Origin of the sequence: Haladaptatus sp. DYSN1, assembly GCF_029489995.1 — an archaeon.
In the GTDB taxonomy this organism is placed as follows: Archaea; Halobacteriota; Halobacteria; order Halobacteriales; family Halococcaceae; genus QDMS2.
On sequence record NZ_CP120470.1, the window covers coordinates 1,314,243 to 1,335,753 of the forward strand.

Annotated in this window: 28 protein-coding genes, 1 tRNA gene and 1 other RNA gene; 15 read left to right on the forward strand and 15 right to left on the reverse strand. The window is 62.0% G+C overall.

Annotated features, from left to right (window positions below):
- Window positions 1–306: 306 nt before the first annotated feature.
- The 4 genes from P0648_RS07055 to P0648_RS07070 form a co-directional block, all read right to left on the reverse strand.
- Window positions 307–2,025 (reverse strand): acyl-CoA carboxylase subunit beta, encoded by a 1,719-nt coding sequence (locus tag P0648_RS07055; RefSeq protein WP_276247971.1) that lies wholly within the window; start codon window positions 2,023–2,025, stop codon window positions 307–309.
- Between the two features lie 66 nt (window positions 2,026–2,091).
- Window positions 2,092–2,943 (reverse strand): class 1 fructose-bisphosphatase, encoded by an 852-nt coding sequence (locus tag P0648_RS07060; RefSeq protein WP_277505743.1) that lies wholly within the window; start codon window positions 2,941–2,943, stop codon window positions 2,092–2,094.
- Window positions 2,940–3,725 (reverse strand): class I fructose-bisphosphate aldolase, encoded by a 786-nt coding sequence (locus tag P0648_RS07065; RefSeq protein ID WP_276247969.1) that lies wholly within the window; start codon window positions 3,723–3,725, stop codon window positions 2,940–2,942. The genes P0648_RS07060 and P0648_RS07065 overlap by 4 nt, the downstream gene beginning before the upstream one ends.
- Before the next feature lie 74 nt (window positions 3,726–3,799).
- Window positions 3,800–4,114 carry a hypothetical protein gene (locus P0648_RS07070; RefSeq protein ID WP_276247968.1) on the reverse strand — a complete coding sequence of 105 codons (315 nt, stop codon included), beginning with the start codon at window positions 4,112–4,114 and terminating at the stop codon, window positions 3,800–3,802.
- Between the two features lie 122 nt (window positions 4,115–4,236).
- Here P0648_RS07070 and P0648_RS07075 point away from each other — a divergent pair, with 122 nt between their 5' ends.
- Window positions 4,237–5,094 carry a 3-hydroxyacyl-CoA dehydrogenase family protein gene (locus tag P0648_RS07075; protein WP_276247967.1) on the forward strand — a complete coding sequence of 286 codons (858 nt, stop codon included), beginning with the start codon at window positions 4,237–4,239 and terminating at the stop codon, window positions 5,092–5,094.
- Here P0648_RS07075 and P0648_RS07080 read toward each other — a convergent pair.
- Window positions 5,082–6,203, reverse strand: a complete 1,122-nt coding sequence (locus P0648_RS07080) for a glycosyltransferase (RefSeq protein ID WP_369685100.1) — start codon at window positions 6,201–6,203, stop codon at window positions 5,082–5,084. The two genes, P0648_RS07075 and P0648_RS07080, sit on opposite strands and share 13 nt — an antisense overlap.
- Before the next feature lie 27 nt (window positions 6,204–6,230).
- The gene (locus tag P0648_RS07085) at window positions 6,231–7,283 is read right to left on the reverse strand and encodes a glycosyltransferase family 4 protein (protein WP_276247965.1); all 1,053 of its coding nucleotides are present in this window, start codon (window positions 7,281–7,283) and stop codon (window positions 6,231–6,233) included.
- 176 nt (window positions 7,284–7,459) lie between these two features.
- Between P0648_RS07085 and P0648_RS07090 the strand changes: the two genes are divergently transcribed.
- The 3 genes from P0648_RS07090 (at window position 7,460) to P0648_RS07100 (ending at window position 8,952) form a co-directional block, all read left to right on the forward strand.
- Complete coding sequence (locus P0648_RS07090) at window positions 7,460–7,735, forward strand: ribonuclease P protein component 4 (protein ID WP_276247964.1); 276 nt, start codon at window positions 7,460–7,462, stop codon at window positions 7,733–7,735.
- A gap of 98 nt (window positions 7,736–7,833) precedes the next feature.
- Window positions 7,834–8,079 carry a YhbY family RNA-binding protein gene (locus P0648_RS07095; RefSeq protein WP_276247963.1) on the forward strand — a complete coding sequence of 82 codons (246 nt, stop codon included), beginning with the start codon at window positions 7,834–7,836 and terminating at the stop codon, window positions 8,077–8,079.
- Window positions 8,080–8,952 carry a mechanosensitive ion channel family protein gene (locus tag P0648_RS07100; RefSeq protein WP_276247962.1) on the forward strand — a complete coding sequence of 291 codons (873 nt, stop codon included), beginning with the start codon at window positions 8,080–8,082 and terminating at the stop codon, window positions 8,950–8,952.
- 149 nt (window positions 8,953–9,101) lie between these two features.
- Here the strand turns inward: P0648_RS07100 and ffs are convergent.
- Both ffs and P0648_RS07110 read right to left on the reverse strand, forming a co-directional pair.
- Window positions 9,102–9,414: signal recognition particle sRNA (ffs, locus tag P0648_RS07105), an RNA gene on the reverse strand.
- A 45-nt stretch (window positions 9,415–9,459) separates the two neighbouring features.
- A complete protein-coding gene (locus P0648_RS07110; protein ID WP_276247961.1) occupies window positions 9,460–9,909 on the reverse strand; it encodes a hypothetical protein in 450 nt (149 codons plus the stop codon).
- A 172-nt stretch (window positions 9,910–10,081) separates the two neighbouring features.
- On the opposite strand from P0648_RS07110, the gene P0648_RS07115 reads away from it, so the two are divergent.
- The 4 genes from P0648_RS07115 to P0648_RS07130 are packed head-to-tail and all read left to right on the forward strand — an operon-like array spanning window position 10,082 to window position 12,150.
- Window positions 10,082–10,348: an AbrB/MazE/SpoVT family DNA-binding domain-containing protein gene (locus P0648_RS07115; RefSeq protein WP_276247960.1), complete on the forward strand. Its 267-nt coding sequence runs from the start codon at window positions 10,082–10,084 to the stop codon at window positions 10,346–10,348.
- 3 nt (window positions 10,349–10,351) lie between these two features.
- The gene (locus P0648_RS07120) at window positions 10,352–10,753 is read left to right on the forward strand and encodes a PIN domain-containing protein (RefSeq protein ID WP_277505746.1); all 402 of its coding nucleotides are present in this window, start codon (window positions 10,352–10,354) and stop codon (window positions 10,751–10,753) included.
- Window positions 10,754–10,802: 49 nt separating this feature from the next.
- Window positions 10,803–11,123: a DUF5798 family protein gene (locus tag P0648_RS07125; protein WP_276247958.1), complete on the forward strand. Its 321-nt coding sequence runs from the start codon at window positions 10,803–10,805 to the stop codon at window positions 11,121–11,123.
- A gap of 46 nt (window positions 11,124–11,169) precedes the next feature.
- Window positions 11,170–12,150: a PLP-dependent cysteine synthase family protein gene (locus P0648_RS07130; protein WP_276274422.1), complete on the forward strand. Its 981-nt coding sequence runs from the start codon at window positions 11,170–11,172 to the stop codon at window positions 12,148–12,150.
- A gap of 13 nt (window positions 12,151–12,163) precedes the next feature.
- Here P0648_RS07130 and P0648_RS07135 read toward each other — a convergent pair whose 3' ends face one another.
- The 3 genes from P0648_RS07135 to P0648_RS07145 all read right to left on the reverse strand — a co-directional run bounded on the left by P0648_RS07135 (window position 12,164) and on the right by P0648_RS07145 (window position 14,233).
- Window positions 12,164–12,571: a CoA-binding protein gene (locus P0648_RS07135; protein WP_276247956.1), complete on the reverse strand. Its 408-nt coding sequence runs from the start codon at window positions 12,569–12,571 to the stop codon at window positions 12,164–12,166.
- A 70-nt stretch (window positions 12,572–12,641) separates the two neighbouring features.
- Window positions 12,642–13,262, reverse strand: coding sequence for a recombinase RecA (locus tag P0648_RS07140; RefSeq protein ID WP_276274421.1), 621 nt, complete (start codon window positions 13,260–13,262; stop codon window positions 12,642–12,644).
- Window positions 13,263–13,387: 125 nt separating this feature from the next.
- The gene (locus tag P0648_RS07145; protein WP_277505747.1) at window positions 13,388–14,233 is read right to left on the reverse strand and encodes a geranylgeranylglycerol-phosphate geranylgeranyltransferase; all 846 of its coding nucleotides are present in this window, start codon (window positions 14,231–14,233) and stop codon (window positions 13,388–13,390) included.
- A gap of 92 nt (window positions 14,234–14,325) precedes the next feature.
- On the opposite strand from P0648_RS07145, the gene P0648_RS07150 reads away from it, so the two are divergent.
- Together P0648_RS07150 and P0648_RS07155 are read left to right on the forward strand one after the other, a co-directional pair.
- Window positions 14,326–14,400, forward strand: a tRNA-Arg gene (locus P0648_RS07150).
- Between the two features lie 114 nt (window positions 14,401–14,514).
- Complete coding sequence (locus P0648_RS07155; RefSeq protein WP_276247953.1) at window positions 14,515–14,883, forward strand: VOC family protein; 369 nt, start codon at window positions 14,515–14,517, stop codon at window positions 14,881–14,883.
- On the opposite strand, the gene P0648_RS07160 is transcribed toward P0648_RS07155, so the two are convergent.
- Window positions 14,880–15,206, reverse strand: a complete 327-nt coding sequence (locus P0648_RS07160; protein WP_276274419.1) for a hypothetical protein — start codon at window positions 15,204–15,206, stop codon at window positions 14,880–14,882. The two genes, P0648_RS07155 and P0648_RS07160, sit on opposite strands and share 4 nt — an antisense overlap.
- Window positions 15,207–15,312: 106 nt before the next feature.
- Here P0648_RS07160 and P0648_RS07165 point away from each other — a divergent pair, with 106 nt between their 5' ends.
- From P0648_RS07165 to P0648_RS07180, 4 genes are all read left to right on the forward strand, one after another.
- A complete protein-coding gene (locus P0648_RS07165) occupies window positions 15,313–16,104 on the forward strand; it encodes a succinylglutamate desuccinylase/aspartoacylase family protein (RefSeq protein ID WP_276274418.1) in 792 nt (263 codons plus the stop codon).
- A 1-nt stretch (window position 16,105) separates the two neighbouring features.
- Window positions 16,106–16,384 (forward strand): hypothetical protein, encoded by a 279-nt coding sequence (locus P0648_RS07170; protein WP_276247950.1) that lies wholly within the window; start codon window positions 16,106–16,108, stop codon window positions 16,382–16,384.
- A 117-nt stretch (window positions 16,385–16,501) separates the two neighbouring features.
- The gene (locus P0648_RS07175) at window positions 16,502–16,846 is read left to right on the forward strand and encodes a hypothetical protein (protein WP_276247949.1); all 345 of its coding nucleotides are present in this window, start codon (window positions 16,502–16,504) and stop codon (window positions 16,844–16,846) included.
- Window positions 16,847–17,151: 305 nt separating this feature from the next.
- On the forward strand, window positions 17,152–17,787 hold the full coding sequence (locus P0648_RS07180; RefSeq protein ID WP_277505748.1) for a hypothetical protein: 636 nt from the start codon (window positions 17,152–17,154) through the stop codon (window positions 17,785–17,787).
- Between the two features lie 87 nt (window positions 17,788–17,874).
- Here the strand turns inward: P0648_RS07180 and P0648_RS07185 are convergent, their stop codons facing one another.
- Complete coding sequence (locus P0648_RS07185; RefSeq protein WP_276247947.1) at window positions 17,875–18,900, reverse strand: NADP-dependent oxidoreductase; 1,026 nt, start codon at window positions 18,898–18,900, stop codon at window positions 17,875–17,877.
- Window positions 18,901–19,015: 115 nt separating this feature from the next.
- Here P0648_RS07185 and P0648_RS07190 point away from each other — a divergent pair, with 115 nt between their 5' ends.
- Window positions 19,016–19,363 (forward strand): hypothetical protein, encoded by a 348-nt coding sequence (locus tag P0648_RS07190; protein WP_276247946.1) that lies wholly within the window; start codon window positions 19,016–19,018, stop codon window positions 19,361–19,363.
- 11 nt (window positions 19,364–19,374) lie between these two features.
- Here the strand turns inward: P0648_RS07190 and P0648_RS07195 are convergent, their stop codons facing one another.
- Window positions 19,375–20,499 carry an NAD(P)/FAD-dependent oxidoreductase gene (locus tag P0648_RS07195; RefSeq protein ID WP_276247945.1) on the reverse strand — a complete coding sequence of 375 codons (1,125 nt, stop codon included), beginning with the start codon at window positions 20,497–20,499 and terminating at the stop codon, window positions 19,375–19,377.
- 31 nt (window positions 20,500–20,530) lie between these two features.
- Entirely contained in the window at window positions 20,531–21,502 is a 972-nt protein-coding gene (gene mvaD, locus P0648_RS07200; protein WP_276274415.1) for a phosphomevalonate decarboxylase MvaD, read from the reverse strand.
- Window positions 21,503–21,511 lie beyond the last annotated feature (9 nt).

The window sequence follows — 21,511 nt, forward strand, 5'->3', positions numbered from 1 at the left end:
CAAGCACGCGGCTAATCCATCCATCCGATTGGACAGACGCGTGGGGCGATTCTATGACTGGCGTCGGCGGGAGTCGACGTGGCTCATCAGCGTGGGACATAGGGATTACTCGTTGCTCCGCGGGAGCGGCCGGTGCGTTTTCACACACCGGCCGTATGGAGCGTTCCGCAGCACCGCAACGGCAGCAACAAGTAAGCAAACCGCTCACATAGTTACGTGTCGCTTACACGCGACGATTCGCTGTAGCAGCGACATAACGCTCAGGAAGGGCAGAGGGTTCTGAAAACTATACGGTCAGTTTGCAGTTTAGAGGATGGTGCCGTGCTTCTTGCTCGGCAGGTCCTTTTCGACGTTTTCGTAGAAGTTGAACCGGTTGATGAGTTCCTGGCGAAGCGTACTCGGGGGGACGATTTCGTCTACGACGACTTCGCTCGCCATGCGGTGGATGTCGATGTCGTGGCGGTACTCCTCGCGGAGTTCCTCGGTGCGCTTTGCCCGTTCCTCTGGGTCGTCGATGGCGTCTAAGTGGTTGCGATAGACGGCATTAATGGCAGCCTCCGGCCCCATGATGCCGATTTCACCCGTCGGCAGACCGATGACGCTTTCGGGGTCGTAAGCCGGTCCTGACATGGCGTAAATGCCCGCCCCGTACGCCTTCCGGATGACGACCGATTGCTTTGGCACCGTCGCAGAAGACGTCGCGTAAATCATCTTCTTCCCCTGTTCTAAGATGCCCTCCTTTTCGACCTGCGACCCGGCCATGAATCCCGGCGTGTCACAGAGGTAGAGCAGCGGCACGTCGAAGGCGTCACACTTCCAGACGAATTCTGCGGCCTTCTCTGCGGCCTTCGGGAAGATGGCTCCCGCGCGGTGGGCTGGCTGGTTCGCGATGATGCCGACTGGCCGACCGTCGAGTCGGGCGAAGCCAGTGACGATTTCTTTGCCGTACTCGGCTTGCAACTCGAAGAAGGAATCGGCGTCCACGAGGCGCTCGATAAGTTCGACCATGTCGTAGCCGCGATTTGGCTCTCGTGGAATCATGCCGTCGATGCCCTCTGGCGACTTCGCCGGCGGCTTTGGCTCAGCGCGCGGCGGTTTCTCGTCTGCGTTGTCGGGCAGATAGGAGATGAGTTTCGCGCCGAGTTCGCGGGCGTGTTCCTCGTCGCGGGCGACGAGGTCTGCGCTCCCCGTGTCCTTTGCGTGAACCTCTGGGCCGCCGAGGTCCTGCATCGAGATGTCCTCGCCGGTGACCATCTGGACCATCCGTGGGGAGGCGATGGCCATCGCGCTCATTTTCTCGACCATGATGGTGAAGTCGGCGAACACTGGCGTGTACGCCGCCCCAGCGATGCACGGGCCGTAGAGCACGCAAATCTGCGGGACGCGACCCGAGAGCATCGAGTGGTTGTAGTAGTATTTGCCGATGCCCTCGCGGTTGGCGAAGAAGCCGGTCTGCTGGTCGATGCGCCCGCCCGAGGAGTCCATCAGGTAGAGGACTGGCTTGCCACTTTTGAGCGCACGCTGTTGCATCCGCAGGAACTTCTCGACGCCGTGGCGGGCCATCGACCCGGCTTTCACCGTGAAGTCGTTGGCCATGAAGTGGACTTCCCGTCCTTCGAACTCCGCCGCGCCGGTGATGAGGCCGTCTGCTGGCAACTGGTCGTCCGCGTCGAACTGGGCGAACTTGCCATCTTCGAACAGCAAGCCGTCGTCGAACCAGAGGTCCATCCGGTCGCGGACGAACAGTTTCCCCTGGTCTGGCAGGCGTTGTTTGTACTTCTCCGGGCCGCCGAGTTCGATTTCCTCGATTTCCGCCCACAGTTCCGCCTCGCGCTCGGTCGGGCCGAAGTCGTCTGCTTCGGGTTCCGACTCCGGTTCGGGCAGGTCGCTGCCGTCTGCCGTGGCGGCGGGTTCCTCTGCCCCGCGAACGTACACCTCGACCTCGTTTCGGAAGTTCTGGGCGAGTGCCTCCGCAATGGCGGCGGCCTCCTCCTCGCTCGCACCCTTCGCGATGGTGACCTTCATGAAAAACCAGAGGCGGTAGGGGATTGAAACCGTTTCCCTTGAAAATTGATGAGGGTTATACGCCCCTCAGTCGGCGAGTGCGGCTTCGAGCCGGTCGATGAGGCGAGAATTGCCGACGTGAACCGGCACTCGCTGGTGGAGTTCGGTCGCTTCCACGTCGAGCAGCGACTGGCTGCCATCGGATGAGCGGCCACCCGCAGTTTCGACGATGTAGGCGATGGGGTTCCCCTCGAACTGGAGGCGGAGTTTCCCCTCCGGGCGCGACTGGAGGCCTGGATACGCGAAGATGCCACCGTAGGTGAGCACCTGATTCACGTCGCCTATCATCGCGCCGCCGTAGCGCAGTTTGAGTTCCTCTTCGATTTCTCGGGCGAACGCGGTGAACGCGGGCGTCCACTCGGGGACGCGCCCGCCAAAGCCGTAGGTGACGGGGTCGTCGGGTAGCGTCAGGTCGTCTTTGACGACGCGCTTGCCACCGTCTTCGATGACGTACTCGGTCACCGTTTCTTCGCGGGCGACGACCATCGTCGTGATGGGCCCAAAGAGGACGTAGGCGGCCGCGACGAGGTCCCGTCCGCTCGCGGGGATGGGTGCGTCGTAGACGCCGAGAATCGTCCCCATCGAGTTGTTGGACTTCAGGTTCGAGGACCCGTCGAGCGGGTCACACGCGAGGTGGAAGCCGTCGTCGTCGTCTGGGTTCCCGTCGATGTCGTCGCGTTCTTCCGAGGCGTAGGTCGCGACACCGTCGAGTGAGAGCAGCCGCTCACTGAGGAGTTCGTCCGCGTAGAGGTCGGCCGCGAGTTGGGCCTCCCCGGACGGATTTTCCTCTTCTTCGTAGGTGCGCCGCCCGGTCAGCCCCTCGCGGATGTTGGGGGCCGTCTCGGCGACGGTGTCGATGATGCGGTCGAGCGTGCTCATTCGAGTGCGGCGTCGACCGACTTGCCTTCGTAGATGAGGTCGCCAAGGGCGTCTAAGATGTGTTCTGGTTCTTCGCGCTGCCAGACGTTGCGGCCCACGGCGAGACCCGTCGCGCCGGCGTTCATCGCGGAGTTGACCGTGTTCAGGAACTCCTCGTCGGAGGTCTTCGACCCGCCGCTCATGACGACTTTCGTCGCGCCTGCGGCCGTGACGGCGAGTTCCATGGCGTCTTGACTGCCGGGGTACTTGACCTTCGCAATGTCCGCGCCGATTTCGTGGGCGATGCGGGCGGCGTAGGCGATGGTGTTCGGCGAGGTGTCGTTTTTGAGCCCCTGACCGCGTGGGTAGGACCACATGACGACCGGGAGGTCGTACTCGCGGGCCTTCTCCTGAACGTCGCGGAACTCTTCGAACATCTCGACTTCGTGGTTCGAACCACTGTAGACGGTAAAGCCAACGGCGTCTGCGCCGATTTCTGCGGCGTAGTCCACAGAGCAGTTAACCGGCGAGTCTGGCTCGCCCATCCAGAGGTTGGACGTCCCGTTCATCTTGACGAGAAGGTTCACGTCGTCCTCGTACGATGGGTAGTAGGCTTCTGCGAGACCTTTCTGGACGGCGAAGGCACTTACTGCGTCGTGGGTCGCGATGTCGAACACCGTCTCTGGGTCCATCCGCTCTGGAACGTCGGTGAAGTCCACCGGACCGTGTTCGAGACCGTGGTCGTACGCGAGAATGAGTGACTTTCCATCCCGGGTAATTGGGGAGTCGTCAACCGGAATCATACGCCTAAGACTGTGGCGACTTTGCTTAATAGTCTATTGGGTCGGATTGTGCCGTATGTCCACGACCCACACCCCTACGCGCCGGAATCGACTGGCTGCCAGCCACGCTGTCGAAGCTGGTCGATGGTGGTCGAAACGTCCGCTCGCGGCACCTCGAAAAATCGCAGATGCCCAACGGGCGTTCTGAACCTGACCACACACGAGTGTTCGGTCAGGGCGTACACCGTCACGGCGCGGCCCGCATCGTCGCGAACGGTAGCGAGGGGTTCTGCAGGCGGCTGTGTCGTGAGATATTCGCCGAGTTCACAGCTCAATCGATGGGCGGTTTCGGTGTCGAACGGCACCTGCCGATGGACGGGAAACTGGTCGCGCGACCCTCGCATTGCCATGAGTTATCGTAGTCCATCCCGGTGTTATAAACCATGTCATTCGGGGAGATTGCTGCCGGCTCAGGCGAGTCACCCCCTGTGACTCCGGCACGTTTACACCCCCTCCCGAGAGTCGTTCTCGTATGCGCGGCATGGACGACATCGACACGATTGGCGTGATTGGCGCGGGAACGATGGGCAACGGCATCGCACAGGTCGCCGCGGCGGCCGGGTACGACGTCGTGATGCGCGATATCAAAGACGAGTTCGTCGAACGTGGCATGGGGGCCATCGACGACTCGCTCAGTCGCTTCGTCTCGAAGGAGAAACTCAGCGAAGACGAGAAGACGGCCACACTCGAACGCATCACCGGCACCACCGAGTTCGACGACCTCGCTGCGTGTGACCTCATCGTCGAGGCCGCCGTCGAGAACATGGAGGTCAAACAGGACATCTTCGCCGACTTAGACGACCTCATGCCCGAAGACGTCGTCCTCGCGACGAACACGAGTACGCTCTCGATTACGACCATCGCGAGCGCGACCGAACGCCCAGAGATGGTCGTCGGCCTCCACTTCATGAACCCCGTCCCCATCATGAAGGGCGTCGAGGTCGTCATCGGTGAGAAGACCGCCCCCGACGTTGGCCAACTCGCCCACGACCTCTCCGAAAAACTTGGCAAGGAAACGTGGGAATCCGACGACAAACCCGGCTTCGTCACCAACCGCATTCTCATGCCGTGGCTCAACGAGGGTATTCGGGCTTACGACGAGGGTGTCGGCACGAAAGAAGACATCGACAAGGGAATGAAACTCGGGACGAACGTCCCGATGGGCCCCCTCGAACTCGCAGACCACATCGGCCTCGACATCTGCCTGCACGCGACCGAGACGCTGTTCGAGGAACTCGGCGAACGCTACAAGCCGGCGTATCTCCTGAAGCGCAAAGTCGACGCCGGCGACCTCGGCAAGAAGACGGGGAAGGGCTTCTACGAGTACTGAGCGAGTTCGCGCTCGTAGATATCTAGCAGTTGGTCGACCGCCGCCTCGACGCTGATCTCGTCGCGGCGAGCAACACAATTTTTGCTCAGCGCCTCGCGGTTCGCGAGTGCGCGCTCGATGCCGTCTCTGAACCCCGCGATGTCCCCCGGTTCGAAGTGGTAGCCGTTCTCGCCGTCGACGACGGTGTCCGCGAGTGCACCGGCGTTCACCGCCACCACTGGTGTTCCTGCGGCGTTGGCTTCGAGTGCGACGATGCCCTGCGTCTCGACCGGACTCGGGAAGGCGAACACGTCGAGGGCCGCGTAGAAGGCGGGCAGGTCCTCACGGTCGAGGAAGCCGAGGAATCGAATGTCCATGGCCATGTCCGCGGCGCGCGCTTCGAGCGTCTCGCGGGCGGGGCCGTCGCCGCCGAACACCACCGTCACGTCGTAGTCGAGGTCCGCAACTGCGTCGAGAATCGAACCGAGCGACTTCTCGAAGCCGTGGCGACCGGTGTAGCCGACGAGCAGGCGGTCCTCGTCGATGTCGTGTTTTCGGCGAAACTCCTCGCCATCGGTGGGACGGAAGGTTTCGATGTCCACGCCGTTCGGCACGACTTCGACGCGCGTCTCGATGCCCACTCCGTCAGTGAGGTGACGTTTGGTGTCCTTGCTCGGGACGAGGACGGTGTTCGCCTGCCCGAAGAACCAGCGTTCGTAGGATTCGGCGATTCGGCCGAGACCGTTCGAGAGAAACTCACGCTGGGCGAGATACTCTGCGTACTCGCTCGTCGGCGTGTGATAGGACGTGATGAACGGGGCCTCGAGGTCGCGGGCCAGTCTGAGCGCACCGAGGCCGAGTGCGAACGGCGTGTGCGCGTGGACGATATCCACGTCTTCGACGGCCGCCGGAACCGACGGCGTACCGAGGTAGAAGCCGTCGTAAAACGGAAACGGGAGGCTCCGAACCGCGTACTCGCCCTGTTCGGGGCTGTAGCCACTCGCACGCGGGAAGACGATGTCCATTCGACCGCCCCGTGCTTGCCACCGCTCACGCCACGTCTTTACGGTGTAGGTGACACCATTTACCGTCGGCAGGTAGGTGTCGGTGAACGCGGCGACCCGGGGCATCATTCGACACCCTTGTTCAGGCGAGACTTAATGGTTTGTGACATCACGGTAGATTGAAAGCAGCTCGTCTCCGACGCGGTCCAGACCGTGCTCCGCAGCGGTCTGTCTGGCGTTCTCACCGAGTTTTTCTCTGAGTTCGGGGTTGTTCGACAACCTGTCAAGAGCCTCGCGGAACTCCGCCTGTGTCGAGCACATGAGGCAGTCCTCGCCGTCGGTGTAGAACTCGTTGAACACGGGAATGTCACTGAGGACGACGACCTTCCCACAGGCCATCGCTTCTAAGACGGCGATGCCCTGATTCTCGTTTTTGGTCGGGAACAGGTAGACGTCGCCCGCGCCGTACGCGCCGCGAATGTCGTCCACCCACCCGGTGAAAGTGACGTTTTCAGGTGGGTCGGTCACCCACCGCGTGACGGTTTCGCTCGCCTGCGGGCCAGTGTCGTAGGTGCCGAACCAGGCGAAGTCGTAGTCGGTCTCCTGGGCGAGTTCACAGAAGGTGGTCAGGCCCTTTCGCTCGAAGACGCTGCCAACGGCGAAGACGACCATCCCCTCCAGGTCGTAGCGGTCGCGGTATTCCTCACGAAGCTGGTCGTGACCCGAGAGCGCGTCGATGTCCACCCCGTTCGTGACCGGCCGAATTGGGGCGTTCACGGGGTACGATTCGAGGATTCCTCTCGTGAACTCACTCGGGCAGAGCACGAGGTCAGCTTGTGAGTAATACCACTTGAGGTACCGCGCGAGCACTGGGGCGGCGAGCGTCGAGCCGCGGAAACTCTCCGCGAAGTCTTCGCCCGTCGTGTGGGCGTGGAGGATGAGCGGTACACCCTGGGACTTCGCGCGCCTCGCGAGCGCGAGCGAGACGGGGCCGATGGTGTTCAAGTGGACGAGGTCCACCGATTCGAGCAGCGGCCCACCGTAGAGCGCGCTCCGCACCCCGCGCGCGAGGTCGCCACCGACCCAGGGGCTGGTGATGACCTCGACCTCGGTCTCTGCGAGGGCTGCGCGTTGCTGGTCGGTCGCCGTCCCGATGCCGCTTCGGGCGAGGGCGGACTCCAGTTCGAGATAGTTGAGCGCGCGCACAGCAAAACCGACCCACGGAAGTCGATTAACTGTTGCGGTCGTGACTGTCGCTTCCTCTCTCAATCGGAATCTATTTATACATAACACGGAATTTCTTCGCTTGGGGCAACACAGGAGCTTTTCTTTCCTTTGTGTTCGGCCCCGGAAACCCCCCACCCCACCCCTCGTTTCCGTACATGACATCGATTGCCGAAGAGCGGATTGCGCGCTTGCACGACCTTTCGAGAGACGCCGTCAAAGCAGGTCACGAGGACCGAGCGCGCGAATACGTGCGCCTCGCTCGTCGCATCGCAGAGCGAAATCGCCTCCGACTCCCTCGGGAGTTCAAACGCTACACCTGTCCCGCGTGTGATACGTATCTTGTCCCCGGGCGCAACGCGCGCGTGAGATTACGGGACGGCCACGTCGTCATCGCGTGTGACTGTGGCCACATCGGACGCCACCCGTACTGACAACTTTCTTAGGTGAGTGTGTCCCGGTGTAGCGTACCGGTAAGCGACTTTCATACCTCAATATTCACATAGCTTCGGTCAATAGAGCCCATAAGCTAATGAGCAATCACGAACTGCGGAAAGAAGCTCACGACGTGGACGTAACCGTGTGGGTCGGCAAGGCCGGCCCGAACGCCGTCTTAGAAGAACTGAAAGACCAGCTCCAGGACCGCAAACTGGTGAAGGTGAAGTTCCACCGCTCTTCGCAAGCGGGGACGACCGTCGAAGAGATGGCAGCGGCACTCGCCGAACAAGCAGGCGCTGAGGTGGTAGACACGCGCGGGAACACAGCGGTGTTCCACTAGATGGCACCAGAGATTCCAATTTTTAACGAACTACTTGGGAACACCTACGGCCAGTATGCGGCACAAATCGTTTTCTTCATCGGCGCGTTCCTCGTCGTCTTCCTCATCGGGCAGGTCATCCTCACCCCGATTTTCGAGCGACTGGTAAAACGCCGGGGTCTCGACGACCACGCGAGAAAGCCACTCGCCCGCGTTGTGGCAATTCTCATCTTCTTCCTCGCGCTCTTTGCGGCGTTCGCGGCAGCTGGGTTCGGAAACCTGCTCACCTCGCTCGCAACCATCGCGGCGGCCGCGACGCTCGCCATCGGGTTCGCGATGCAGGACGTCATCAAGAACTTCGTCGCGGGCATCTTCATCTACACGGACAAGCCGTTCCGCATCGGCGACTGGATCGAGTGGGACAGCTATTCGGGCATCGTCGAAGACATCAGCCTCCGGGTCAGCCGAGTGCGCACCTTCGACAACGAACTGCTCACCGTCCCGAACTCGACGCTGACCGACGGGGTCATCAAGAACCCCGTCGCGAAGAGCAAACTCCGCCTCAAGTTCGTCTTCGGCATCGGCTACGACGACGACATTGACCTCGCGACGAAGATTATCATGGAGGAAGCAGAGAAACACGAGGGTATCATGGCCAACCCGGAGCCATCCGTCCGGCTCACGGAACTCGCGGACTCCTACGTCGGCCTCCAGTCGCGCATCTGGATCGACAATCCGAGTCGCGCCGACTTCGTGAAGACGCGTGGGGAGTACGTCACGAACGTCAAGAAACGGTTCGACGCCGAGGGAATCGAGATTCCGTACCCACAGCGCGACCTCTCTGGAACGGTCATGCTCCAGGACGGCTCTGACTTCGGCGCAGTCGAACACTGACTTCCTCCAACGACTGAAGTCGTGGGCTTTCTCCTCGAATCTCTGTAACCGACTAGTTCTTTCGGTTTATCGCGTGATGAGCGGTTGCGCTGTGCAGATATTGGAAAGCAGGACCACAGCCACGGCTCAAAAACGTGAATGAGATATGAATGCGGACGGACGGGCTTGCCCGGCGTTCCGGCACGGGGAATCCCGGTTGCCGCCTCCACCCCGCACCCCTTCGAGCGACAGGTGTCCGCGAGTTCGCTGCTCGCTTCCGCGCCTGACGGGTTGCTCGCGATTAACCACGGCGTGACGTCCCTGCAGACGTTCGCCGGTGGACCGCTGTCCCCGAAGGACGAGGCTTCTACGTTGGCTCCCGGGGCCCGTGCCGGTCTGACCGGACGCGCCCGCTGTTCGGTCCCCACTAAAGACCATAGCGTGGGTGACGAGCAGGGCCTAACTGCCCGACCTAGTCCAGTTACCAGATATCCGGTTGCGGCTTAAGGGCCTTTCGACTCCCCTGCGTTAAAACAACTTGAGGGCGCGGGCATACCACACCCCGCTCGCGGGGACGCCGAGCGAGAACAGGAGGATGAGCCAACGATGATTCTCCATCAACGTGGCTGCAAGCGAACTCTCGAGCGTGGCGATGCTTCCAATCACGTCCGCGGGAACCGCGAGCGCCCACAGCAACGTGAGCACGACCATGAACACGCCGAGCGCGATGGTCGCCCCGGCGACGGTCACCGGCTCGGTGCGGTTCTTGTAGCCCGCAGCGAACGCGATGAGCGTGACGAGTGCGAACCCGGCCGCGCCGAACACCCCGGCGAGGCCGCTCGTGTAGTACACCGTGAGTCCGGAGTAGGCGCTCTCCGGGACGATGAGATAGGGGACAACTATCGCCACGAGGACGGCGACGTCTGCCACGATACCGAGCACGGGGGCGGGGGTACTGACGGTCGGTTCCTCTGCCATTGCCGGGAGTTGTCGGGGAATCGAATTAAACGCCCCGTTCTAGCGACACGCGTTCGATTTGGGCAAATTGATACGCACTTCGAAGTGTCCCTGACCGAAAACAGATTGGTACGGGAGTATTTTCGAACCCGTGGGAAATTTTTAATATTTTCCCGTAGTACTCTGTACAAGGATGTCGAAATCCACCGACGAGCGCGGTCGCATCTACCTCCCAAAAGCCGTGCGCGAACGATTCGGAGACAAGTACCGCATTGTCGAACTCCCAAGCCACGTCGCGCTGTTCCCTGTCGATGACGACCCACTTCAAGGGATCCGCGAGGCGGTCGGTGACGCCTTCGAAGGCGAGGATGCGGGTCAATTGAAAAAGACTGCGCGAAAGTGCATCGACGAAGAGGTACAAGCAGAGGAAAAAACGCGTTCCAAAGGGCGAAAGGACTGACCAGTGTACGTCGAAACGGATTTTCTGACGGCACTCATCAAGGACGAAGACTGGCTCCAAGCGTCGGCTCTTCAAGCGCTCGATGACCGAGAAGACATTCACACGTCAATCTTAGCCTATGCAGAGGTACTGGTGCTCTTCTACGACCGGGAACAGTCAGCCTACGAGATTGATGCCCCACGTGCAATCGCAAACCTTCTCGAATTGGTACCGATTCGACCTGTGGAACACGAAGAAGCGGTTCTCGCCGCTGCAAGCTTTCTTGAGGAGCACCACATGACGCCGTTCGATGCACTTCACGCCGGGATGGCTGCGACTGGAGGTGGAGCAGTATTGTCCAGTGAAAAAGACTACGACACAGTTGGTCTCGACCGGTTTCCGCTTGAGTCCTACCCCGACGAGTAAGCCAGCGAAAGCCGCAACGCACACGTAGCCTCGCCCCAAACGCCCGGGCATGGGACTTGGCGGAACTGCAAAGAAACTCCAGAAGGTTGCGGACACAGCAGAGGAACTCTACCGACGGCTGAACGAATTGCGCGAGCAGATTCAGGCGCTCCGGGCGCAGGTCGAGACGACCGGCGAGAAGGTCGATTCGATGGAAGCGACTATCGAGCGCCAGCAGGTCATTCTCGCCGCGTTGGCGGAGAAACAGGGCCTCGACGTGGACGAACTGCTCGCGGAGGCCGCCGTCGAAGAGGAAGAGAAGACGGTCGCTGAATCGGCGGCATCGGATGCAGAACCGGCCGCCGAAACGCCAACCGACGGCACGAACTGACTGGTAAAACCTGCCGCTTTAACTGGTGGGCCGCGAACCACCGGGTATGACCTCGCACCGAGAACCCCTCGACTCGGTTCTTGACACCATCGGCGAAACCCCGCTCGTCCGTGTCCACGCCTCGCCCGATACGGTTCCCGTCTACGCGAAACTCGAATCGTTCAACCCGGGCGCGAGCGTGAAAGACCGCATCGGGCTCTACATGTTAGAGCAGATGCTCGAACGCGGCGAACTCTCGCCAGGCGGGACGGTCATCGAACCGACAGCCGGGAACACGGGCATCGGCCTTGCCATCGCCGCGGGACAACTCGGACTGGACGCGATTTTCGTCGTCCCCGAACGCTTCAGTGTCGAGAAACAGCAGCTCATGACCGCCCTTGGCGCAGAAATCATCAACACGCCGACGGAGGACGGCATGGGTGGAGCCATCGACCGCGCTCACGAACTTGCTGACGAACTCGACGATGCCGTCGTCCCCCAGCAGTTCGCGAACCCGCTCAACGCCGAGGCGCACTACGAGTTGACCGCCCCGGAAATCTTCGACGCGCTGGACGGTGCGGTCGGCGCAATCGTCGCCGGGTGTGGAACCGCCGGGACGCTCATGGGCATCGCCCGCTACGCGCTCGAACAGAACCCCGACACGCACATCTGCGCCGTCGAACCGGAGGGGTCGCTCTACTCGACGACGAAGGGCAAGGACGTCCCAGAGGCCGAGTACAAAATCGAGGGTATCGGGACGCACAACGTCGCGACGAACGAACTGTTCGACCCGGACATCGTCGACAGCGTCGAGCAGGTTGCAGACCGGGACGCCCACGACGAACTCAAACGTCTCGCCCGCGAGGAGGGCCACCTCGTGGCGTCGAGTGCGGGCGCGGCGAGCGTCGCGTCACTCCGACTCGCGCGAAAAATCGAGTTTGGTGACGTCGATGCACCCCACAACTCGGTCGTCACTATCTTCCCCGATTCGAGCGAGCGCTACCTCTCGAAGGGTATCTATCGGTCCTTCGACGAGTGGGAAAACTGACCGCGCGAGCGTCCTAGAGCAACCGGGCGTGTTCGACTTTCAGACAGCGGTCCTGTACGACTCGCATTCCCGACTCTTCTGCCCTTTTTGCCGCCTCGTCGTCGCGGATGCCGAGTTGCGTCCAGATGACCTTCACGTCGCCGCGTTCGATGGCGGCATCGACGATGCCGGCAACCTCGTCCGAGGGGCGAAACACGTCCACCATGTCGATTTCTTCTTCGACCTCGGCGAGTGAATCGTAGGGTTCCATGCCGAAGATTTCCTCGGCGTACGGGTTCACCGGAATGATGGTGTACCCGTGGTTCAGCATGTAGCGAGGGATGTTGTGGGCGTCTTTGCCGGGTGTAGATGAACACCCGACGACGGCGATCGTCTCGAGTCCGAGTATCTCACGGAGCTCCGCGTCCGTCTCGACTGGCATACCGCTACAGATGAAATCGCGTCGGAAAAGCGTACCGCAGGTGTGCGATTTGCCTGCATTCAGTGGCGGATTAAGCAACCGACCCCTTGAGCCGAACCGTCTCCGCCTCCTGGGTGGTTTCGATGACTCCGTCGAACAACTGGGCGAGCGTGCTCAGCGCCTTCTCGTCGTGGGCCGTCGATTCGAGGATGTAGATTCCGAGGGCGTCCGCGCTCTGGGTTCGCCCGGTGAACACGTGCAGGAAGCGAAACACAGTCTGGAGGTTCGAGTAGATGACCAGCGTCGAAAGCGAGTGAAGCAACACCCGATTGTGCTGGACGTTCCGGTCGCGGTAGAAGTGTTCGAGAATCTCTGAGAGCTTGATTCCGATGCCGGTCATGTCTCCGGGTGAGGAGGCGAATTTGAGCGTCTGACTCTCGGTCGCAGGGCCAAGGCCCTGATGTTTGGTCACGCAATCGACGATGCCGAGCGGGCGGTCGCCGACGGGCCCGTGGGTCGCCTCGTACTCCTGTTTGATTCGTTCGCCGCTCTCCTTCGTGGAGACGACGATTGCGCCCTCCTCGTCTTCGATGCCCTGACTGAGGATGTTGAGCGCGAGCTGTCGCTTTCCGGAGAGTGGCGGCCCTGTAATGAGGATGTTCGAGCCCGGGTTCACCGAGTGCCCGTCAAGTCGTGGTCCGAGATTATACATCGTCGCCCCCGAACCCACGAGAAACTATCGTCGATGAACGCGGTCCGTGAACGTCCCGTTCACACCTGCGCATCTACACAGGTCAATGCGATACACCCTCATAAACCCATATACTGCCACGACAGTCAGAGAATGACACCGATTCGCCCGGCGATGAAGGCGAACGCGGCGAGGAACATGCCCACTTTCAGGTGTGACTGGCTGGCGGTCGGGTCGTGAAAACTCTCGTATCCGGCGTAGAGCATTACGAGGTCAGCCGGGACGACAACGAGCAGGTAGGCGAGGCCGAAGGTTTGCTGGAGATACGGCGCGGGACTCGCAGCGACGGCGACCACCAGCAGCGCGACGCCGAGGACGAGCGCGTTTCGTTCTCCAATCGCAATCGGGAGCGTGTGTAATCCCTCTTCGCGGTCTCCGGCGATGTCCTCTACGTCCTTTACGATTTCCCGGGTCAGCGTCGAGATGGCCGCGAGCGCGAACAGGACGATGACGGCCTCGTTGAGGACGCCGACTGCTGCGCCGCCGAACAGGAACGTGCTCCCGCCGAGATACGCCACGACCAGATTGCCCGCGCCGGGGAGTCCTTTGAACAACTTCGTGTACGCGACGAGCGCGACGAGGTTCACCACCGCGATGGTGATTGCCGCAACCGAGAGCAACAGCGCGAGGACGACCGCGGCCGCGAACAGCGCGACGCTGAAGACGAGTGCCTCACGCGGCGTGACGGCTCCACGGGGAATGGCCCGCTCGGGCTGGTTGATGCGGTCGATTTCCCGGTCGAAGTAGTCGTTGATGGCGTTGCCCGCGCCCGTGGCGAAGATGGTCGCTCCTACCGCTGCGGCCGTGGGAACCGGCAGGTCGAACGCGCCGCCCGCGACGAACGCACCGATGAACGTCAGCACACCCGCTGCGACGGCGTTGACCGGGCGAGTGAGTTCCAGCAGGCCACGGACGCGGTCTCCCATCGACATGGGCAAACTGTCGTCGGGGGGAGGATAAAAGGCGCGAATCCCGCGGGGAAAATCGCGGGGTTTAACATAGACCGCATGGAATAATCGGATGAGGGCGCTTAGCTCAGCCTGGACAGAGTGCTTGGCTTCGGACCAAGTTGTCGGGAGTTCAAATCTCTCAGCGCTCGTCATTTTTTGCGGCTCACAAACACGTGAGCCGCAGGACTCGTCTCGCGTTACACGTCGAAATCCTCCATTCACGAACAGCCACCGTTTTCAGCCATCAGCACCCTCAGTGACCAATGATTTCCTGGTCTCGCATTGACCACGTTCAGCTTCCGATTCCACCGGGCACAGAACCCGAAGCCCGAAAATTCTACGGCGGCATCCTCGGATTCGAACAGATTCCGAAGCCAGCCTCCCTCCAGCAAAACGGTGGGTGTTGGTTTCGTGCGGGCGAGATAGAACTCCACCTCGGCGTCGAAGCCTCCCACGACCAGCGCTCGAAACAGCACGTCGCGCTCGAAGTTGCGAACCTCGTGGCGGTGCGGGAGGGACTCGAAGCACACGACGTGGTCATTCAAGAAGAGACGCCGATTCCGGGCCGCGAGCGGTTTTCCTTCCGCGACCCGTTCGGGAATCGAATCGAGGTGATAGAACGGACGAGTTAGCTGTCGTTTACTTCTCGTTGAACTTCGTTGCCGAAGTTCTCGACCAGTTCGTCGGCGGTTATCTCACCGCGTTTGTAGAGGTCGAGAGCGTCGGGGCCGACGACTTCTGCGAGGGCGCGATATCGGGCGACGCCGACGCCCTGTTCTAAAAACTCCATGAACGATTCCGTTTCTGCGGGGTTGAGGACGATGCGTTCGCTGAACGCGTCAGCCGGGTCGTCACGGGTCTGTATCGCGATACCGAAGGCGTCTGGAGATTCGACGATTGCGACGCGATACTGGCGCCCCTCACCGATTGTCCGGTTTTCAACCCACTCGTCCATGGAATTAATTGTCACCCCAGGGATTTATATTTACTATGCAAGTTCGTGCGTGTTCCACCGCTTACCGGCCACATAAGTTTAGTCGTCACGTGCAAACCAGACACCGATGAAACGTCGCACCGTGCTCTCCCGGTCAGTCGCTGCTCTTGCGCTTGCAGTCGCGGGCAGCGCGCCAGCGACCGGCGAGCACAGTGATTTTGCTACGGCAACCCGTGAAACGTACACCCTCCTGCCGGACACGGACCACGCCACGACCGTTCACGTCATCGAGGGCTCCGAACCGGGCCCGACGGCGATGGTCACCGGAGGTGTCCACGGGGACGAAACTTCCGGGCTTCGGGCGGCCGAGAACGTCGCGTCCTGGGACATCGCCCGTGGGACGCTCGTCGTCGTCCCGCGTGTGAACGTCGTCGCGATCGAGCGAGGAACCCGTGAGGGAACCGGCGGCGACCTGAACCGCCTGTTTCCGCCCGGGGAGGAACCCGAATCCAAACTGGCACGCGGACTCTGGGCCGAAATCGAGCGCCACGACCCGGACGTGTTCATGGACCTCCACCGCTCGCTCGGCATCTACGGCGTCCAGCCCGGCTACGTCGGGCAGGCTATCTTCCCGTCGGCGGCGGGCGACGCCCAGCAACACGCACGGGCGGTCGCAGAGCTATTGAACGACGAGGTGGTTCCGTGGTACATGCCCCTCCACAAATATCACTCGGGCGGTCCGATGCCCGAATCCGGCCCCCTCATCGCGAATAAGGTCGGTCAGGACCTGGGCACGCCCGCGTACGTCGTCGAATCGACGAGTTTCCTGCTCGACCTGCCCACGCGCACTGCGTGGACGACGCGTGCGGCGGCGGAACTACTCGAACGACACGGTATCGAACGGATTAACGGTGATTGAGATGGAACTAAAACGCGTGTTCGCCGGTCCGGTAGTCCTGGCTGTGTTCTTCTTTCTCGTCGTGCCACTCGCGCTCGGCGCGTGGAACACCGAGTGGATGACGCCGCTCGCGCTTCCCGGCTATCTCATTCTCACTATCGGGTCTGCGCTCGGCAAGGCGCTGTTCCCGACATTCGAGTTCTACGTGTTCTGGGTACCGTTCGTCCTCGCGAGTTACGCCATCTCCGTCGGCGTCGGGTTCGTCTACCGGTGGGCGCTCTCTGGGCTCGGTGGTGGGTAACCGACCCCCGCGCGGCGTGTTGGCCCCCTAAACTGTTCTAAGCCGTTGATTTCTCGCCGCTTAGCCGCCGTATAATAACAAGGGTACTGTTCTATGGGCTATCCGGGGTGACCCACAATGCCCCAATCAGGAACAAACTCCCGGCATAATTCCGGACAACAGCGCTCGAATCAGCAGAGTGCAACACAACAGGGCGGCACCCAGCAGGGTGCAGGCCAGCAGGGCCAGCAACCGGCCCAGACGTCGCAGGCGTCGTGGTTCGCGAACACCGCGATCCGCGTAGGCGTCGTCCTCATCGGTTTCGTCCTGCTCCTGTTCGCCTTGGGTCAAGCCGTTGGTGCGAATCTGCTGGGCATGGTCGCGGAAGCGCTCAGCTCACAGACAGGCCAGTGGCTCGTCGTGGCGTTCTTCGCCCTGCTCCTCATCGGAGCAGCCCAGCGGGGAGTTACCGCGTCGCGGTAACCCCCACGTTCCTGTCTTTATACACCCTAGGTGGAGGGGTGCATACACGAACAACACCGGTGTGGATAAGACACAATATAGGGACCTAAGATGCCGCCGCAATCCCGACTGTGTTCAAATGTAACTGAATCGAAATTAAATCGGTGTGACTCCGGATTCCGAACCTGTTTGACAGCACCACGCACGGATCGTTCAATTCCGTTTAACCGCAATACGTGAACCGATTGAAACGGTCTGAAACTTCTCGAAACGGGTCGAAACCACAGGCCCCCTTTATTGTCTCCCCCTCTCTTCTCGAAGTTGTGATGACGGCAAGCACCGACTCCCCAACCGCGAACGTGCAATCCGAACCCCACGCGGACTCGGAACCCACAGTCGAACCACTCACGCAGGATGACATCTTCCACCTACTGCAGAACGAACGCCGACGTGCGGTACTCCGGTACCTCGCGCAATCGGACGAGGACAGCGTCCGCATGCGTGACGTGGCAGAGCAGGTGGCCGCGTGGGAGAACGACACGACGGTCCAGCAGCTCCACTCTGACGAGCGCCAGCGCGTGTACATCGCGCTCTACCAGACCCACCTCCCCAAGCTCGACGACTCCGGCGTCATCGAGTACAACCAGAGCCGCGGGATCGTCACCCCGACGAACCACGCAGACCAGCTGTACCCGTTCATCGAAACGGCGAATCCGACCGAGGCTCCGGCAACGCAGGACCGTTCGGAACACGTAGGCGAGGCCGAGGACGCAGAGGCCGACGCGAACGACGACGACCTCGCGTGGTCGAACTACTACCTCGGCCTCTCGTCCGTGAGCGCCCTCCTCCTCGGCGCGATTTCCCTGAGCCTCGTTCCAGCGGCGCTCCTGTCGAGCTACCTGCTGAGCGTCCTCACGGTCGCCGCCTTCGGCATCACGGCTCTCGGCCAGCGGTTCCTCTGAAAAAGAAAGCGTCCATTACGGCGAGTGTCAGCCTGCGACTTCCTCCGGTCGCACCCTCCGACTGACTCACTCCGTCCTCACCTGTTTTCACGCTGTGAGTGACGGCTCTGCGACCTTCACGAGCTGTTTTCCGATGTTGTCACCCGAGAACAGCCCGAGGAAGGCCTCGGGTGCGTTTTCGAAGCCCTCGACGACGGACTCGCGGTATTCGATGTCGCCCGAAGCAACCCAGGAGGCGAGGCGCTCGGTCGCTTCTTCGTACTGGGATTCGAAGTCGCGGACGAGGAAGCCTTCAACGCGCGCCCGACTCACGATGAGTTGGCCGAACTTTCGCGGTCCCTGCGGTGGCTCGGTCGCGTTGTACTGCGAAATCTGGCCGCAGACAGCGACGCGTGCATCGACGTTCAACTGGCGCATCACGGCGTCCGTAATCGGGCCGCCGACGTTGTCGTAGTACACGTCCACACCCTCGGGAGCCGCTTCTGTGAGCGCCGCGTCGAGCGAATCGGTCGTTTTGTAGTTGATGGCGGCGTCGAACCCGAGGTCTTCGGTGAGCCACGCCGTCTTTTCGTCGCTGCCAGCGAAGCCGACGACGCGACAGCCGGCGAGTTGCGCCAGTTGGCCGACGACCGAACCCACCGCGCCTGCTGCGCCGGAGACGACGACGGTGTCGCCGGGTTTTGGCTCTGCGACTTCGAGGAGGCCGAAGTAGGCGGTCCGACCGGGCATCCCGAGGACGCCGAGGGCCGTCGAGATTGGCGCGTGCTCGGGATTCACGGCGGTAAGCTGGTGGCCCTTTGCGGTGGCGTACTCGGCCCAGTTGAGGTTCCCAGCGACGATGTCGCCTTCCGCGAACTGGTCGTGGTTCGATTCGACGACTTCGCCGACGACGCCGGCTTTCATCACGTCGCCGACGTCCCACGGTTCGGCATACGAGTCTGCGTCACGCATTCGACCGCGCATGTACGGGTCGACGGAGAGATAACAGGTTTTGACGAGCACTTCGCCGTGCTCGGGCGTCGGAACCTCGGATTCGACGAGGTCGAAGTCGTCCAGGTCGGGTTCTCCGGTCGGTCGACTCGCGAGGCGAAACTGTCTGTTGATTTCGGACATACAGGCCCTGTGGTCGCCACGCAGTTTACGGTTGGGATGGCGGAACCGACCATCGGCGAGAGGATACGTCAGTTGGCCAATGAATATATACTGCTGCGACGAACGTACGATACGTATGGCGCTCATCGATTCGGTCATCCTGTTCGTCGTCAGCCTGCTCGTCGGTGGATTCGGCATTTACGTCGGTGCGAGGGTCATTACCGACGTAGACGACTACGGCCAAGCGGTCATCACGGCGCTCATCGGGGCCGTCGTGTGGGCGGTTTTGAGTTTCCTCCCGCTTATCGGGACGTTGCTCGCGCTCATTGCCTACATCGCCGTGGTCAACTGGCGGTATCCGGGCGGCTGGGTGAACGCAATCGCCATCGCGCTCGTCGCCTGGGTGACTGCCACCGTCGTGCTGTTCATCCTCGGCACGCTTAATATCATCTCGCTCAGCGCCATCGGCATTCCCGGCGTCTGAGCGGCCCCTTTTTAGTCGGCAAATTCCGACCGGACGAGGTCGATTGCCGACTGTACCGCGCCGACCTGCGTCAGGTAGCCCGCGCCAATCGACGCCTTGAGCGCGAGGGCCGGCGTTCCCGTGAAAATTGTCGGTCCAACCTGCGCGACGGTCTGTTCGCCGACGGTGACGATCCACCCCGGTGAGTCGAAGCGAAACGCCTCAAGTCGCGGCGCGAATCCGTCTGCGGTGTCGCGGGTCGCCAGTCGTTCGATGCTCTTTGCGACGGCGCGCGCCTCGCGGATAGCCGACTGAGCGCTCGCGGGCACCTGCTGGCCGTCCGCGTCGATAACGTCCGCCGCATCGCCGACCACGAAGGTCCCGTCTGCGACTTCCATCGTACTTCGGACGCGGCGACGCTCGCCCGAAAGCGCCTCGGGACCCGCGATACCGCCGGTCCAGAGCAACTGGTCGTAGGCCATCGACCCGTCTTCCAGATGAACCTCGTCGTCGTCCGCGCTCGTGACCGTCGTCTCGGTTTCGATGATGACGCCCTCGCTCGTGAGCGCGTCTCGAACCGCCACCCGGAAGTTCTCGGGGAAACCGGGAGCAATGCTGTGGGCCTGTTCGAGCAGTCGAATCTTCGGCTCCCAGCCGCGTTCTGCGGCGAGCGCGGCGAGTTCACCCGCCGCCTGAATCCCCGAGAGACCCGCCCCACAGACGAGGACGTGGCCGTCGTCGTCGGCGCTTTCGACGAACGTGTCGTGAATCGTCGTCGCGTCGCCGACGGTTTTGAGCGGCGTCGCGTGTTCTTCGAGCCCCGGAAGGCCGTAGTAGGCAGTCTCCGCGCCGAGACAGACGGCACACAGGTCGTAGTCGAGGCTCTCTCCGGCTTCGAGTTCGACGCGCTTTGCCTCGGTATCGACGTGGGACACGCGGTCGGTGACGACCGTCGCACGGTCGAAGATGTCGGCGAGGTCGATGGTTATGGCTTCCGCGAGCGCGGGGCGACGAATCACGCGGTGGAGTTCGTGCTGGATGAGGTGGGTGCCAGTGTCGTCTACGAGCGCAAGCTCCGCGTGGTCGGGCAGTGAGCGCTCGAGACGATAGGCGAGGGTCAGGCCGGCGTAGCCGGCGCCGAGGACGAGGACGCGCATACGTCCTGTAGAACCCCCAGACGCAAAAATGCTAGAACAGGGCTTCGGATTCGTCGAGAATGCGGGCCGGGCCGCCGATTTCCCAGACGTGCGTCTCGATGTCGAGGGCGGCGATGGCCTCCTCGACGCGGTCTGCGTATTCGGGTTTGGTGTTCACGTAGACGCTCGCGCCCGTGTCGGTCGAGAAGTAGACGGGGACGCCGTCGTCGCGAAGTTCGCGGACGGTTTCGAACACGCGGAGTGTGTCCGGCTTCCAGTAGACCCAGCCCGCGGGGCCGGTCATCGTCGTCGCGGTGAGCGACAGCGAGTCGTGTTCTGCCGTCTCGAACACGCGGTCGAAGTCAGCCGCGCGCAGGGCGTCGCGCATCTCGGCGATTTGGCCGTGGATGTGGGCCATCCGCGCGTCGAACATGTGGCTGTCTGCGGCTTCCTTGTGCGCTTCTTCGGTCTCCTTATAGGCCGGGACGAGCGCGGCGATGATGGCCACTTCGCCTTCTAAGTCGGATTCGATGCGCTCTGAGCGACAGTCCTCGTCGTTGAGGCCCGTCCGGAGGTGGGAGAAGCCGCCCGTGACGGCGCGGGCAGCGGAGGAGGAGCCACGGCGGGCGACTGCCGAAATTTCGGGGAGGGTCATGTCGAGGCCGGCAGCTTCGCAGGCGGCGAGCGCGGCGGCGGCAAATCCGGAAGAGGAGGAGCCAAAGCCGACGTTGCTCGGGAAGTTGTTCTCGCTCTCGAAGCGCACGCGGGTGTCGATACCGGCGAGCGACCGGACGTGGTCTACGACCTGTTCGATGCGCTCTGCGCCGCGCCCGGTGATGTCCTCGCCGTCCACGCGGAAGCGATCCGCGTCTAACGAGTCGTCGAATTCGACGGTCGTCTTCGTGTGGCTCGGGGCGGTACAGAGGCTGATACTGTCGTGATACGGGAGTCTGAGTTCCTCGTCTCGCATCCCGTGGTACTTGACGAGCCCCTGAATCGGGTGGGCTTTCGCCGTCGCTTTCATACTTCGTGA

What these genes read in the sequence shown, in the direction of transcription:
- P0648_RS07070 (WP_276247968.1), bottom strand. Translation starts at nt 4,114, where the DNA reads ATGGCAATGCGAGGGTCGCGCGACCAGTTTCCCGTCCATCGGCAGGTG.
- P0648_RS07135 (WP_276247956.1), bottom strand. Translation starts at nt 12,571, where the DNA reads ATGCCAGTCGAGACGGACGCGGAGCTCCGTGAGATACTCGGACTCGAG.
- P0648_RS07095 (WP_276247963.1), top strand. Translation starts at nt 7,834, where the DNA reads ATGAGCAATCACGAACTGCGGAAAGAAGCTCACGACGTGGACGTAACC.
- P0648_RS07100 (WP_276247962.1), top strand. Translation starts at nt 8,080, where the DNA reads ATGGCACCAGAGATTCCAATTTTTAACGAACTACTTGGGAACACCTAC.
- P0648_RS07055 (WP_276247971.1), bottom strand. Translation starts at nt 2,025, where the DNA reads ATGAAGGTCACCATCGCGAAGGGTGCGAGCGAGGAGGAGGCCGCCGCC.
- P0648_RS07195 (WP_276247945.1), bottom strand. Translation starts at nt 20,499, where the DNA reads ATGCGCGTCCTCGTCCTCGGCGCCGGCTACGCCGGCCTGACCCTCGCC.
- P0648_RS07125 (WP_276247958.1), top strand. Translation starts at nt 10,803, where the DNA reads ATGGGACTTGGCGGAACTGCAAAGAAACTCCAGAAGGTTGCGGACACA.
- P0648_RS07165 (WP_276274418.1), top strand. Translation starts at nt 15,313, where the DNA reads ATGAAACGTCGCACCGTGCTCTCCCGGTCAGTCGCTGCTCTTGCGCTT.
- P0648_RS07090 (WP_276247964.1), top strand. Translation starts at nt 7,460, where the DNA reads ATGACATCGATTGCCGAAGAGCGGATTGCGCGCTTGCACGACCTTTCG.
- P0648_RS07160 (WP_276274419.1), bottom strand. Translation starts at nt 15,206, where the DNA reads ATGGACGAGTGGGTTGAAAACCGGACAATCGGTGAGGGGCGCCAGTAT.
- P0648_RS07130 (WP_276274422.1), top strand. Translation starts at nt 11,170, where the DNA reads ATGACCTCGCACCGAGAACCCCTCGACTCGGTTCTTGACACCATCGGC.
- P0648_RS07185 (WP_276247947.1), bottom strand. Translation starts at nt 18,900, where the DNA reads ATGTCCGAAATCAACAGACAGTTTCGCCTCGCGAGTCGACCGACCGGA.
- P0648_RS07140 (WP_276274421.1), bottom strand. Translation starts at nt 13,262, where the DNA reads ATGTATAATCTCGGACCACGACTTGACGGGCACTCGGTGAACCCGGGC.
- P0648_RS07075 (WP_276247967.1), top strand. Translation starts at nt 4,237, where the DNA reads ATGCGCGGCATGGACGACATCGACACGATTGGCGTGATTGGCGCGGGA.
- P0648_RS07145 (WP_277505747.1), bottom strand. Translation starts at nt 14,233, where the DNA reads ATGTCGATGGGAGACCGCGTCCGTGGCCTGCTGGAACTCACTCGCCCG.
- P0648_RS07115 (WP_276247960.1), top strand. Translation starts at nt 10,082, where the DNA reads ATGTCGAAATCCACCGACGAGCGCGGTCGCATCTACCTCCCAAAAGCC.
- P0648_RS07155 (WP_276247953.1), top strand. Translation starts at nt 14,515, where the DNA reads ATGATTTCCTGGTCTCGCATTGACCACGTTCAGCTTCCGATTCCACCG.
- P0648_RS07175 (WP_276247949.1), top strand. Translation starts at nt 16,502, where the DNA reads ATGCCCCAATCAGGAACAAACTCCCGGCATAATTCCGGACAACAGCGC.
- P0648_RS07170 (WP_276247950.1), top strand. Translation starts at nt 16,106, where the DNA reads ATGGAACTAAAACGCGTGTTCGCCGGTCCGGTAGTCCTGGCTGTGTTC.
- P0648_RS07180 (WP_277505748.1), top strand. Translation starts at nt 17,152, where the DNA reads ATGACGGCAAGCACCGACTCCCCAACCGCGAACGTGCAATCCGAACCC.
- P0648_RS07110 (WP_276247961.1), bottom strand. Translation starts at nt 9,909, where the DNA reads ATGGCAGAGGAACCGACCGTCAGTACCCCCGCCCCCGTGCTCGGTATC.
- P0648_RS07065 (WP_276247969.1), bottom strand. Translation starts at nt 3,725, where the DNA reads ATGATTCCGGTTGACGACTCCCCAATTACCCGGGATGGAAAGTCACTC.
- P0648_RS07190 (WP_276247946.1), top strand. Translation starts at nt 19,016, where the DNA reads ATGGCGCTCATCGATTCGGTCATCCTGTTCGTCGTCAGCCTGCTCGTC.
- P0648_RS07080 (WP_369685100.1), bottom strand. Translation starts at nt 6,203, where the DNA reads ATGCCCCGGGTCGCCGCGTTCACCGACACCTACCTGCCGACGGTAAAT.
- mvaD (WP_276274415.1), bottom strand. Translation starts at nt 21,502, where the DNA reads ATGAAAGCGACGGCGAAAGCCCACCCGATTCAGGGGCTCGTCAAGTAC.
- P0648_RS07060 (WP_277505743.1), bottom strand. Translation starts at nt 2,943, where the DNA reads ATGAGCACGCTCGACCGCATCATCGACACCGTCGCCGAGACGGCCCCC.